This is a genomic window from Megasphaera sp. SW808 (assembly GCF_012027795.1).
Classification (GTDB): Bacteria; Bacillota; Negativicutes; order Veillonellales; family Megasphaeraceae; genus Megasphaera; species Megasphaera stantonii.
In genome coordinates this window covers 41,025-53,101 of the sequence record NZ_SJOT01000003.1, presented here as the reverse complement: position 1 = coordinate 53,101, position 12,077 = coordinate 41,025, and the positions used below count along the sequence as shown (strand labels likewise).

The 12,077-nt window shown below is 51.3% G+C and carries 9 protein-coding genes; all 9 read left to right on the top strand.

What is annotated here, in order from left to right:
• The first annotated feature begins 17 nt into the window (after nt 1–17).
• The 9 genes from hslU (at nt 18) to E0L13_RS01795 (ending at nt 12,057) form a co-directional block, all read left to right on the top strand.
• Nucleotides 18–1,421, top strand: coding sequence for an ATP-dependent protease ATPase subunit HslU (gene hslU, locus E0L13_RS01835; RefSeq protein WP_107195936.1), 1,404 nt, complete (start codon nt 18–20; stop codon nt 1,419–1,421).
• A 21-nt stretch (nt 1,422–1,442) separates the two neighbouring features.
• On the top strand, nt 1,443–2,666 hold the full coding sequence (locus tag E0L13_RS01830; protein WP_168059885.1) for a class I SAM-dependent rRNA methyltransferase: 1,224 nt from the start codon (nt 1,443–1,445) through the stop codon (nt 2,664–2,666).
• A 62-nt stretch (nt 2,667–2,728) separates the two neighbouring features.
• The gene (gene thrC, locus E0L13_RS01825; protein WP_168059883.1) at nt 2,729–4,231 is read left to right on the top strand and encodes a threonine synthase; all 1,503 of its coding nucleotides are present in this window, start codon (nt 2,729–2,731) and stop codon (nt 4,229–4,231) included.
• A 31-nt stretch (nt 4,232–4,262) separates the two neighbouring features.
• Entirely contained in the window at nt 4,263–5,150 is an 888-nt protein-coding gene (locus E0L13_RS01820; protein ID WP_168059881.1) for a DMT family transporter, read from the top strand.
• 3 nt (nt 5,151–5,153) lie between these two features.
• Nucleotides 5,154–5,882 (top strand): VTT domain-containing protein, encoded by a 729-nt coding sequence (locus E0L13_RS01815; protein WP_095630076.1) that lies wholly within the window; start codon nt 5,154–5,156, stop codon nt 5,880–5,882.
• Between the two features lie 554 nt (nt 5,883–6,436).
• A complete protein-coding gene (locus tag E0L13_RS01810; protein WP_232818785.1) occupies nt 6,437–7,807 on the top strand; it encodes a TIGR00366 family protein in 1,371 nt (456 codons plus the stop codon).
• Between the two features lie 80 nt (nt 7,808–7,887).
• Nucleotides 7,888–8,847 (top strand): 3-hydroxyacyl-CoA dehydrogenase family protein, encoded by a 960-nt coding sequence (locus tag E0L13_RS01805; protein WP_087477034.1) that lies wholly within the window; start codon nt 7,888–7,890, stop codon nt 8,845–8,847.
• Nucleotides 8,848–9,002: 155 nt separating this feature from the next.
• Nucleotides 9,003–10,361: an FAD-dependent oxidoreductase gene (locus tag E0L13_RS01800; RefSeq protein WP_168059879.1), complete on the top strand. Its 1,359-nt coding sequence runs from the start codon at nt 9,003–9,005 to the stop codon at nt 10,359–10,361.
• Nucleotides 10,362–10,584: 223 nt separating this feature from the next.
• Nucleotides 10,585–12,057, top strand: a complete 1,473-nt coding sequence (locus E0L13_RS01795; RefSeq protein ID WP_168059877.1) for a hypothetical protein — start codon at nt 10,585–10,587, stop codon at nt 12,055–12,057.
• Nucleotides 12,058–12,077 lie beyond the last annotated feature (20 nt).

Genomic DNA, 12,077 nt, shown 5'->3' with positions numbered 1-12,077 from the left:
ACAGAAGAGGGAATGACATGAACGAAATTGAATTGACACCAAAGCAAATTGTCGCAGAGCTGGATAAATACATCGTAGGCCAGAAGGAAGCGAAAAAGTCCGTCGCCATCGCCCTGCGCAACCGCTGGCGCCGCAAGCGGCTGAACGAAGAAATGCAGGATGAAATTATTCCGAAAAATATCCTGCTCATCGGCCCGACAGGCGTCGGCAAGACGGAAATTGCCCGCCGCCTGGCCCGGCTTGTCGGCGCTCCTTTCATCAAGGTCGAAGCGACGAAATATACGGAAGTCGGATACGTAGGCCGCGACGTCGAACAGATCATCCGCGACCTCGTAGCCAATGCCATCCGCATGGTCCAGGAGCAGGAAAGCCTGCGCTATGAAGCCAAGGCCGAAGAAGAAGCCAATAAGCGCATCCTGCAGGTTTTCTGGCCGAAGAAGACGGCTATTAAGGAAAAGGTAGCCAATCCGATGGATATCTTCTTCTCCAGCGAAGAGGAAACGGAAGAAGCAGACCAGCCGAAGCAGCTCGAAGAACCGAAGTCGGACCGCCGGCAGAAGATGTACGAAGACATTTGCGCCCATAAGATGGACGACCGGGAAATCGAAGTAGAGGTCCGCGAACAGGAACGGGCGATACAGGGCATCTTGACGGGCAATTCGACGGAAGAGCTGACCAGCAACTTCCAGGAAATGCTGGGCAGCATCATGCCGAAAAAGAAGAAGAAAAAGAAGATGACCGTAGCGAAAGCCCGGGAAATCTTCAAGGATGAAGAGCTGGAAAAATGCCTCGACATGGACGTCATTGTCGACAAGGCCATCGAAGCGACGGAACAGGCCGGCATCGTCTTTATCGACGAATTCGATAAGATTGCCGAAAAGAATCGCGGCGGCGGACCGGACGTATCCCGCGAAGGGGTGCAGCGCGATATCCTGCCTATCGTCGAAGGAGCGACGGTCAATACGAAATACGGCCCGGTAAAGACGGACCACATCTTATTTATCGCGGCTGGCGCTTTTCACGTATCGAAGCCCAGCGACCTCATCCCGGAACTGCAGGGCCGCTTTCCTATCCGCGTAGAGCTCCAGTCCCTGACGGTCGACGATTTCCGCAAAATCTTGACCGAGCCGAATCAATCCCTCGTCAAACAGTACACGTCCTTGCTGTCGACAGACGGCGTAGAACTGGAATTCACTGACGACGGCATCGACGCTATTGCCGAATACGCCCATCGCGTCAATTTGGAAACGGAAAACATCGGTGCCCGCCGTTTGCATACTATGCTGGAAAAAATCCTGGAGGACGTCGCCTTTGAAGCACCGGATGTGGACGAACACCATATTGTCGTCAACAGCGATTTCGTTGCCGGCAAGCTGAACGACGTCGTCCAGAACGTCGACCTGAGTCATTACATTTTATAAAGGATTATAAAGGAGATTCTAGTGAGACCGTACGCTAAACTATATATAACCCGAAAGGGGGAAATGGCTGCCCGCAGCGGCCATCCCTGGGTTTACGGCGAGGAAGTCACCCGCGTAGACGGCACGTATGCGACGGGCGATATCGTCGACGTCTACAACCAGAAGGGCCGGTATTTGGGGACGGGCTTTGCCAACGACATATCGAAAATCCGCGTCCGCATCGTATCGGACAACGCCAACGACCGCTTCGACGACGCCTTTTGGCAGCGCCGCGTCAAGTATGCTCTCCAGTACCGCTATACCGTCATGGGGCCGACTGACTTTTCCTGCTGCCGCCTGATTTTCGGCGACGCCGACCAAATGCCGGGCCTGACCGTCGATCGGTATAACGACGTGTTGGTGGCGCAGACCTTATGCTACGGCATGGATCAGGTCAAGCCGGTGATCTTCAAGGCCCTCGTCGACGAGCTGGCTGCTATGGGCGTTTCCGTCCGCGGCATTTACGAGCGCAACGACGTCAAGGTGCGGGAGCTCGACGGCATGGCCCAGTATAAGGGCTGGTATAAAGCCGATTTTCTGCCGCAGCCGGGCAGTCCCGTGACGACGATCAATGAGAACGGCGTTTTGTATGACGTAGACGTGGAAAACGGCCAGAAGACGGGATTTTTCCTCGACCAGAAGTATAATCGCCTGGCCGTGGCTAAAATCGCCGCCGGCCGCCATGTATTAGACTGCTTTACCCATACGGGGGCCTTCGCCCTCAATGCGGCGAAGGGCGGCGCTGCCTCCGTTACAGCTGTCGACGTATCGGAAGAAGCCGTCGCCATGACCAATGAAAACATCCGCCGCAACGGGCTGGAACAGATTGTGACAGCTAAACAGGCTAACGTATTCGACTTGCTTACGGAAATGGCCGAGCAGAAATGCCGCGATTACGATTTCATCATCCTCGACCCGCCGGCTTTTACGAAGTCGGGCCATACGGTGCACAACGCCATACGGGGATATAAGGAAATCAATCTGAAAGCCATGAAGCTCCTGCCGCGGGGCGGATACCTCGCCACGTGCTCGTGCTCCCACTTCATGCGCGACGACCTGTTCCGCCGCATGCTCCGCGATGCGGCGAAGGATGCCGGCGTCCATCTGCGGCAGATTGAAGGCCGCCAGCAGTCGCCGGACCATCCGATTTTGTGGAACGTGCCGGAGACGGATTATCTCAAATTTTATTTGTTCCAGGTCGTATAAGCCTGCTTCATGATATACTGGCCTGATACCAGCTTTGCTTAGATAAAAGGGGGAAGACATACATGAAATTCAGAAGTACACGCTCCAATACCTGCGTAGCTCCGTCCTACGCCCTGCTTCACGGCCTTGCGCCGGACGGCGGCCTGTACGTGCCGGAAACCTTTCCGGAACAGGTGCTGCAGTACAAGGACTTAGCGGGAAAATCGTATCAGGAAATCGCCTCCGTCGTCTTGTCATATTTCTTTACGAATTTTACGGACGAAGAACGCAATGCCATGATTGCCTCGGCCTATAACGAAACTACCTTCCGGGACGAACGCATTGTGCCCCTTCATTCCATCGATACGGACGTCAGCATTTCCGAGCTGTTCCACGGCCGCACGCTGGCCTTCAAAGACCTGGCACTGTCCTTGTTCCCGTACTTGCTGACGGCTGCGAAGGCCCAGGAAAAGGAAGACCGGGATATACTGATTCTGACGGCGACGAGCGGCGATACGGGGAAAGCGGCTCTGGAAGGCTTCAAGGACGTGGCAGGCACGAATATCATGGTCTTCTATCCCAGCGAAGGCGTCAGCCCTATGCAGAAGCAGCAGATGCAGAAGCAGGAAGGGAATAACGTCAACGTGTCGGCGATTTACGGCAACTTCGACGACGCCCAGAGCTTTTTGAAGCGGGTTTTCGTCGACCCCGGCGTCAACGCCTATGCCGACGAAAAGGGCGTGCTGTTTTCCAGCGCCAATTCCATCAACATCGGCCGCCTCTTCCCGCAGGTCGCCTATTACGTCTCGACGTACGTATCCCTCGTCGACAGCGGCGCTATTTCCGAAGGGGAAATCTTTGACGTCGTCGTGCCGACAGGCAACTTCGGCAATATCCTGGCCGGATATTTTGCCAAAAAGATGGGCGTTCCCATCGGCAAGCTGATTTGCGCTTCCAATAAGAATAAGGTCCTGGCCGATTTCTTTGAAACGGGCGTGTACGATATGAACCGCCAGTTCTTTACGACAGACAGCCCGTCCATGGATATTCTCCTGTCCAGCAACTTCGAACGGTTCCTGTTTTATGTCGCCGGGCAGGATGCGGAAAAGGTTGCGCAGTGGGAAAAGGACTTATCTGAAACGGGAAAAATGGCCGTATCGGCAGAAGAATTGGCCCAGCTCCGCCGGGAATTTGAAGGCGGCTGGATCGACGACGGCGAAACGGAAGCCGTCATCAACCACGTGTACAACGATTACGGATATCTTTTGGACCCCCATACGGCCGTAGCTTACGGCGTATACATGAACCGCCGCAGACAGGGGCTGTGCGAAGGCCGCCATACCGTCGTCATGGCGACGGCACATCCCTATAAGTTCCCGCCGGTCATCTGCCAGGCGCTGGCCTTGCCTAAGCACGACGATGCCTTCGACGAGCTTCTTGAAATCGCCGACGTAACGGGCATGGCCCTGCCTAAGCCGCTGGCAGAACTGCGGAATAAGCCCGTCCGCTTCGGCAGCTCCATTGAGAAAGAAGATATGAAACAGGCCGTCCTCGCCTTCGTCGACGCGATTCACGGCCGGGCGTGAGCCTTGATAGGGAAGAGGTAAGGGAAGTCGTATGAGTAAAGGCGTCATTTACATGATATTGTCTTCCTTGGCGTTCAGCCTTCAAAACGTCATCGTCAAGGAATTGTCGTATACGATGAGTACGGGAGAAATATCGTTTTTCCGCGGCTTTCTGAGCGCCCTGCTGATTCTGGCGCTCATGAAGGCACAGCACATCCATTTTTCCAAGTACGACCGTCCGACGCTGTGGTTCCGCGGTATCGTTGGAGGCGCCGGCATGATCTGCATTTTCTATGCCCTGCGGGGCATGCCTCTGGCTGACGTGTCGATTTTATCCCAGCTTTCGGCGTTTTTCGTCATGATTTTTGCAGCCATATTTTTAAAGGAAGTCATGCCGAAGGGGGCGGGACTGCCCTTAGTCGTCATCGTCGTCGGCGCCTGCCTGGTCGTACGGCCGTGGAATTTTTCGTCGTTCAACGTATATTCCCTATTCGTGCTGGCTCAGGCTTTGTTTGCCGCCATGGCTTATACGACGATCAGCAAGCTGACCGGTTCCGGCCGGCATCATCAGTACGAAATCGTCTTTTATTTTCTCTTTTGCGCGGCCGTAGCCGGTGCGGTTCTCATGGGCTTTGATTTTCAGATGCCGAACGGCAGAGAATGGCTTTTGTATATTGCATTAGGCATTATTACCGTCGTCGCCCAGATTTGGATGACCGACGCCTACGCTTACGGAAACCCTGTCGTCGTCAGCTTCGTAGCATATATCGCCGTTGTTTTCAATGCGTTGTGGGGATTTGTGTTCTTTGATGAAGTGCTGACAGTCATGACGATTATGGGCGGTATTTGTATTGTCGGAGGTTCCATGTATTTGACGAAATTAAAGCACGACCGGATTAGAAGCCGTACGATTGTGACCGTACGGGAACGTAAAGGATAAGCCATGAAACACGCTGCTACTTTGTCGGAAACACATATAAAAATTATATTCTTCGCCTTGTTGATTGGCGTATTAGGCGGCATTCATCTGCTGATACCTGATTTTTACCGCACTGTATGGGAATTGTCCGTCAGCGGCAATTTAGACGGGACGATTGAATACCTGCGCTCCTTCGGCGTGTGGGCCGTCGTCGTCAGCATGATCATCGACATCGTCATCAATATCGTCGGATTTCTGCCGTCTATCTTTATTTCGGCAGCTAACGGCGTCTTATTTGGCATCGCCGCCGGGACGGTCATTTCCTGGCTGGCCGAGACGATCGGCGTCGTCATCAGCTTCTTTTTCATGCGGACGCTGTTTCGCCATAAAGCTAAGGAGCTCATTGAAAAGAGCCGTATGCTCAGCAAGCTGGACGAATACAGCACGCTGAAATCCATGGCCGTCGCCAGAGCTCTGCCGTACTCGCCGAACGGGCTGATTACGGCCCTGGGGGCGCTGAGCAGCATCAGCTACCGCGATTATATACTGGGCACGCTGATCGGCAAGCTGCCTTCCGTTGCCGTGGAAGTCGTCGTCGGGCACGACGTCGTGATGCTGGAAGACAACGCCGGCCGCCTGACGGTCCTGATCGTCATCGTCGTCATCGTATACGGCGGCCTGTGGTATTGGAACCGCCGTCAAAAGGCCAAGAAAGTATTAGAACAATTGAAGAGGAATATGGAGAAAAAATAGTCCATTCCCAGTGAACCGCTCCCTGTCTGTCAGCAGGGGGCGGTTTGTTACGTTAGGAACAAAGCGTATGCCTGTCGCATTGCATATTTGTCGTATAAAATAATATGCAGCACAAAAATAATTTATAAAACGAAATATTCCTATATAGTCAAAAAAATTTCTTGCCTTTCCACAGCATGCCATCTCCGTAGTCAAGGAGCATGCAGGGCACCATATATAGAGATATTTTTTTTTGCAGTAAGGCGCAGTACACAGCGCTGTTTCGGCAGATAGGAGGGAAAATATATCAGTTTTATGATATAACGAGAAAATAGTTGACGAATATTTAAGAGTATTCAATGTGATTCGTTAAAATTTAAATATGAATCAAGTGAATTCAATTTTTCGTTTATTTGGTCAATATAGTCTATTAATTCTAACTGTTATTCAATATAAAACAGGGTATAATAACAGTGTAGCATATTAGGAGAAAAGGCAGTCTTCTGAAGGAAAGGCGGAAGACCGCCGTATTAGGTGAAAGGTGTCACAATAAAACAAAGAAAGGAGAAATGAGTATGTCTACTCAAAAGAAGCAATTTACTGATTATTTTACCGACTTTGCCCAAAAATGGGTACCTGATTCGTATGTCATCGCTTTAATTCTTACTATTGTCGCATTTATTTTAGCACTTATCTTCACGCCGGCCAGCCCCTTCGAAACGGTTATCGCCTGGGGCAAAGGTTTCTGGACCTTGCTGGCATTCTCCATGCAGATGTCCTTAATCGTTATTACGGGCTATGCATTGGCAACGACGCCTATCTGCACGCGCCTCATTTCCTCGGCCTGCAGCAAACCTAATTCTCCTACTGGCGTATATGTATACTGCGTCATCCTTTCCACGATTGGCTACTATTTGAACTGGGGCTTCGGCTTAGTATTCGCCGCCCTGATTTGTAAGAACCTGGCTGTCCAGGCTGAACGCAAAGGCATTGCCATCGACTACCGCTATCTGTGCGGTGCCGGCTGGACGCCGTTCTTCATCTGGCACATGGGTCTTTCCGGCTCGGCTCCGCTGCTCGTCGCTACGGCTGACCACTTCATGGTCAAAGAAATGGGCGTTATTCCTATTTCCATGACTATCTTCCATCCGTACAACCTGATTCTGACAGCAGCTTCCATCATCGCTATCCTCGTCCTCTTCGGCTTCGTACTTCAGCCTAAGAACAAGGAAAAAATGGTATCCATTTCTCAGTGGAATCCGGCTCTGGCTCAAATCGATCCGCCTGCTGCAGATACGAAAGTGGAAATCAAGACGCCGAGCGAATGGGTTACGTACAAACCGTGGTGCTCCTACATCATCGGCCTCATGTTCCTGGCGTACCTGTTCTATCATTTCTTCATCCTCGGTCAATCCTTGGACATCAACGTCTTGAACTTCCTGTTCCTGACCTTGATCATCTGGCTGTACGGTTCTCCGGCAGCTATGCTGAAAGCTGTTAAGGCTTCCACGCCGGCAGCCTGGGGCGTTATCCTCCAGTTCCCGTTCTATGCCGGTATCTTCGGTATCATGAAATTTACGGGCCTCGTCGATACGATCGCCGCTTGGGTTATTTCCTTCAGCACGACGACGACGTTCCCGGCTATCGCTGCTATCCTGAGCAGTATCATCAGCTACTTCATTCCGTCCGGCGGCAGCAAGTGGGTTATCGAAGCTCCGTTCCTTATTCCTGCCGGCAAGGCCTTGGGCGTTCCCGACGCGCAGACCGTTATCGCCTACATGTTCGGCGGCGACTTGACTGCTCTGGTTCAGCCGTTCTTTGCCGTACCGTTCATGGCAGTTTGCGGACTGGAATTCAAGGATTTCGTTGGTTATAGCTTCGTAGCCTTCATCGTTTTGGCTCTTATCATGATCTTCGGCTTGACATTCATTCCGTTTGCAGTCTAAGATTATAGTAGAGAGCAGAGTGTAGTTTAGTAAGAGTTAGTAAAAATTAAAAATACATAAAAGAAGGAAGGTAAAAACACATGAAAAAATTCGAAGACATTAAGACGATTTGCAACCTCGGTTGCGGAACGATGGGTTTCGGCACGGCGATTGCTTTTGCAAAGAGCGGTTACGAAGTCAACATGTTCGGTCGTAAAGATGCCAGTATCGAACGGGCTATGAAAAATATCCACTTCACATTGGACGTTATGAAAGCGAACGACCTCTTGACGGAAGAAGAAGAAAAAGGCCTCCTCAGCCGCATTCACGGCGTCACGACGCTGAAAGACGCTGCTGCCAACGCTGATTTCGTTATCGAATCGGTTGCAGAAGACCTGGATATCAAAAAAGCCGTTTACAAAGAAATGGAATCCTACTTAGGTCCCGACGTTATCTTTGCTACGGATTCCTCCGGCTTGTCCCCGACAGAAGTTGCCTCCGCTTTGGATCATCCCGAACGCTTCGTCGTCGCTCACTTCTGGAATCCTCCTCATCTGATTCCGTTGGTTGAAATCGTTCCGGGCGCTAAGACGAACCAGGAAACTGTCGACATTACATGGAAGCTCATGGAAAAAATCGGCAAAAAACCGGTTGCGCTGCTGAAAGAAGCTCCGGGCTTCGTCGGCAACCGCCTCCAGTTTGCTCTGCTTCGTGAAGCCCTGCACTGCGTAAAAGAAGGCATCGCTACGGCAGAAGCTGTCGACGCCATCTGCAAATACAGCATCGGCCGCCGCTTAGGCGTAACGGGCCCGATCGAAACGGCCGACTTCGGCGGTCTCGATATCTTCTACAACATCTCCGCTTACTTGAATGCCGACCTGGCTGACGACAAGGAAGCTTCCGATGTCATGAAGAAATGCGTCGACGAAGGAAACTTGGGCGCTAAGACCGGCACGGGCTTGTACAACTGGACTCCGGAAGATATTGACAGAATCAAACGGACGAGAGAAGAAGTCCTCATCGAATGGCTGAAAAAAGACGCATCTGGTCAGAAATTCTAAGGTTCAATCTGAGCTGTTGGATGTGCTGACGCGATGATGCAGCTGTCATCCCGAAACAGGGGAACTAGGTCCTGCTGTTTCGGGATGACTTTTTTTGTCAAAATGTTGTATACTATACGTGGTGTATACTATTAAAAAGCAAAGGATGAGAAACTATGGTAGAGTATAAAGACGTCTTGGGATTTGAACAGGAACCGTTGGAAAGCGCCGATTTCGCCAGCTTGAAGGAAGCCGTCGAAGAAGCGCGCCGCTGCCTGAACTGTGCCGTTCCGCAGTGCCGTAAGGGTTGTCCTATCAACAATGAAATTCCCCAGTTTATTCATGCGCTGGCTCAGGGCAACATCGGCGAAGCTGCCGAACACATCGCGCACAACAGCTGTCTGCCCGGCATATGCGGCCGCGTCTGCCCGTGGGAAAAGCAGTGTGAAGGGGCCTGCGTATTGGGCAAAAAGGGAAAACACGTTGAAATCGGCAAGCTGGAACGCTTTGTAGCCGATAAATGCTTCGAAGGCGGATTGCTGCCCGTTCCTAAAAAGGGCGACGCCGTTGCTAAGGTCGCCGTAATCGGCAGCGGCCCTGCCGGATTGGCTGCCGCCCACGGGCTGCTCAGCCGGCAGTACGACGTAACGATTTTTGAAAGCGCTTCCGAGCCGGGCGGCATGCTCATGTTCGGCATTCCTTCGTTCCGTTTGCATAAAAAGCACGTATACCGGGAAATGGAATACCTGCAGCAGCTGGGCGCCGTCTTCCAATTCAATACGAAAATCGGCGCGGACAAGCAAATCAGCGACTTGTTTGCCGAAGGATATGAAGCCGTCTTCATCGCTACCGGCGCGCCTGTAGGCTGGAATTTGGGCGTTGAAAACGATACGGTCGACGGCGTCGTCGACGCGCAGCATTTCCTGACCCAGGTTCAGCAGGTACAGCTTGGCCAGGCGAAGCAGGAAGACCTGCCGATTCAGCCCGGAGACGACGTCATCGTCGTAGGCGCCGGCAACGTGGCTATCGACGCGGCTCGCACGGCCCTGCGCCTGAAAGCCAACGTCACTATTGTATACCGCCGCGCAGAAAAGAACATGAAGTGCCTGCCCTCGGAATATGAAGCTGCGAAGGCTGACGGCGTCGCCTTTAAATTCTACTCGGCTCCGAAGGCCGTCGTAGGTCAGGACCATGTAGAAGGCCTGCAGTACGAAAAACAGCAGATTTTGGAAGACGCCACGATGGTGCCGACAGGAGAATTCGGCGTCGTGCCGGCTAATAAAATCATCGCCGCTATCGGCAACCGGCCGGAATTGGACTGCATGCGCCAGTTCAGCGTCGACATGAACGGTGACGGCTACATCTTCACGAAGGACGAACCGTACGGCATGACCAGCCAGACCGGCGTATTCGCTGCCGGCGACATCGTCCATAAACCGGCAACAGTCGTATTGGCCATGCGCGAAGGGAAGAAGGTTGCCGTCGGCATCGACCAGTACATCAAGGCGAAGCACTTGATGGCTAACTGCCAGTAAAAGAGATTATGAAAGAAATTCATTTTCTCATAAAGTTTCTTAATAATAAATAAATATGGAACTATAAAATCGCCGGATATACGCAGTAAATTACTGCATGTGTCCGGCGATTTTTGGCTTTCAGAAATAATGCATAACTATTCCTCATGGCATACCCTTCATTCTTGTCATGCTATGAAAAACATGGTAGCATAGCAATATGCCATAACGAGGGGGTATTTGCTTGGTATCTGAAGAATATGCAGTGATATTGAAAAAACTGATTACGATAACGGAAACGAAGAATTTAGTCTTGGCGAATATAACGGGATACGACGTGTCCTATATCAGCAAGTGGGTGAACGGCGTAAAATTGCCGGCGACGAAATATATCGAGCAGATCAATGAAAAACTGGCTAAGTGCTTTGCCGAATCAGTCATAACCAACGGGCAGATTGACGAACTGAGTACATTGTTTGCTGTCCCTGTGACGCGAGAAACGGCGGAGTTTGAAATATTGCAGCAGTTAAGCGCCTCCTATCGGTTTTCCATGAAGCATCACGGCCGCCACCGTCAGGAAGCTGCCGTGCCGGCGAAGGTCATTACGGGGAATCACGACGCCTTTCTGTTTATGAACACGGTGTTTAAGGAAAAGATGCGGCATGCCAAAGAGGGGAGCAATCTGCTGATTTTAGGCGATTTCTGCACGCTGCTGGACATTGAGTTCTGGAAATTTTTGGAATTTCCCAATGAGACGGCGCCGCACATTACGATTCACGTCGGCATCGATTTGGAAAAATTGTCCCGCGATACGAAATATACGGAGCAGCTGTATATTATTCTGGGAAAATACCTGAATTACGAGTTTAAGCTGTATCATTCCGACGTCTTAAAGCAGGGCAATACGATCATCATGGAAAATGAGTTCGTTATTCAATATTCCCTGCAGGGAGAGCGCAGTATCGGAATTTGTACCTATATTTCCGACGCGGCCCTGGTGCAGGATATTTATAACCGATTTTACGTCGGCTTTGCCAACCAGCAGGCGGCGCTGGCCCCGGTGAAAACCTTGGGAATCGAGGATATCGGGTTTCGGACGGCCTTTTATTCGTCTGACAAATATTTCTTTTTCCTGACAAACGGCGTTGATTTCCTGCTGCCGCCGCAGGCCGTTTCTGAATTTTTGACGGAAATCAAGGCGTCGAAGCAGGTGACGAGGCAGATCGGACAGCTGCAGATCATGTGGGATGAAATGATGGCCTCGGGCGAAGTGGAATTTATGCTGCCGATGACGTCGATTATCCGTTACATCGAAACGGGATATATGTTTTTTACCGATAAGGAATTCAAGATGAAGGCTCCGTATCGCAAGATGCACCTGCAGCATGCGCTGGATATTATGGAAAAAAATCCGAAAATTACCGTAGGCGTCATTCAGGCCTCCATGGAAATGTCGGAATATCAGGTGACGAATTTATCCTTTTATTCCAATTATACGGCTGCTTTTTTTAAGAAAAATCCTCAGTATATTCGCGAATCGGTATGCCCCTTTTACGTCGTGGCAAATAAAAAATTGGTCGAATGCTTCCATACCTTTTTCAGGCAAGTGAAGCAAATGCCCATGTACCATCACTATGCGTATACGGACATCCGGCAGAAGTACGAGCAGTATAAGGGATTTGTAGAGCGGACGATTGATTTGTACGAAGACGCGTAATTCCGTCAGGAGGAACGACT

What these genes read in the sequence shown, in the direction of transcription:
- hslU (WP_107195936.1), top strand. Translation starts at nt 18, where the DNA reads ATGAACGAAATTGAATTGACACCAAAGCAAATTGTCGCAGAGCTGGAT.
- thrC (WP_168059883.1), top strand. Translation starts at nt 2,729, where the DNA reads ATGAAATTCAGAAGTACACGCTCCAATACCTGCGTAGCTCCGTCCTAC.
- E0L13_RS01820 (WP_168059881.1), top strand. Translation starts at nt 4,263, where the DNA reads ATGAGTAAAGGCGTCATTTACATGATATTGTCTTCCTTGGCGTTCAGC.
- E0L13_RS01815 (WP_095630076.1), top strand. Translation starts at nt 5,154, where the DNA reads ATGAAACACGCTGCTACTTTGTCGGAAACACATATAAAAATTATATTC.
- E0L13_RS01810 (WP_232818785.1), top strand. Translation starts at nt 6,437, where the DNA reads ATGTCTACTCAAAAGAAGCAATTTACTGATTATTTTACCGACTTTGCC.
- E0L13_RS01805 (WP_087477034.1), top strand. Translation starts at nt 7,888, where the DNA reads ATGAAAAAATTCGAAGACATTAAGACGATTTGCAACCTCGGTTGCGGA.
- E0L13_RS01800 (WP_168059879.1), top strand. Translation starts at nt 9,003, where the DNA reads ATGGTAGAGTATAAAGACGTCTTGGGATTTGAACAGGAACCGTTGGAA.